The 639-nt window shown below is 69.5% G+C and carries 1 pseudogene; it reads right to left on the bottom strand.

The features are described 5' to 3' along the window. A pseudogene (locus DAI20_RS19655) lies at positions 1-639 on the bottom strand (hypothetical protein); the annotation flags it as partial.

Here is a 639-nt window from a genome sequence, read left to right as displayed (position 1 = left end):
CAGCGCCGCCGCCAGCACCGCCGCCGGTGCCACCTGCGGCAACAGCTTCAGCAGGCTCCATTCGAACACGCCCAGGCCGGCCGGCACGGTCGAGACCAGGCCGGCCAGCACCGCCACCAGGTACAGGCCGACGAAGCCGGGCAGGCCGGTGGGAGTGGAGTCGGGCAGCAGCACATAGAACGCAGCACTGGCCAGTACCAGCTCGATGACGCTGAGCACGGTAACGCCGATCATGGTCCGGCGGTCGGGTAGCCACAACGCATGGCCGAACACGCTGAACTGCCGTCCATCGCGGCCGACCAGCAGCACCGTGGCGAGGTAGGCGAGCAACGCGACGATGCCGACGATACGTACCGCATTGGGATCCAGCGGCAGCGCCAAGGCTGCGGCAGCCGGTTCCATGCACAGCGCCACACTGATCAGCAGCCATGCACCGAACACGAATCCGAGCGTGCTCATCAGCACCACCTGCCCGATCTGCGCCAGGTCCAGGCCGGCGCTGCGGTAGCCACGCAGGCGCACCGCGCCGCCGGTCAACGCGGCAAAACCCACGGTCTGGCCCAGCGTATGCGCAAGGAAGGCGGTGATGCCGACGCGCGCGGGGTGCACGCGGATGCCGCTGCGACGCAGGCCGATGGC

It is taken from the genome of Planctomonas deserti (assembly GCF_003067705.1).
GTDB classification, from domain to species: Bacteria; Actinomycetota; Actinomycetes; order Actinomycetales; family Microbacteriaceae; genus Planctomonas; species Planctomonas deserti.
This window is presented reverse-complemented; position numbering and strand designations above follow the sequence as displayed.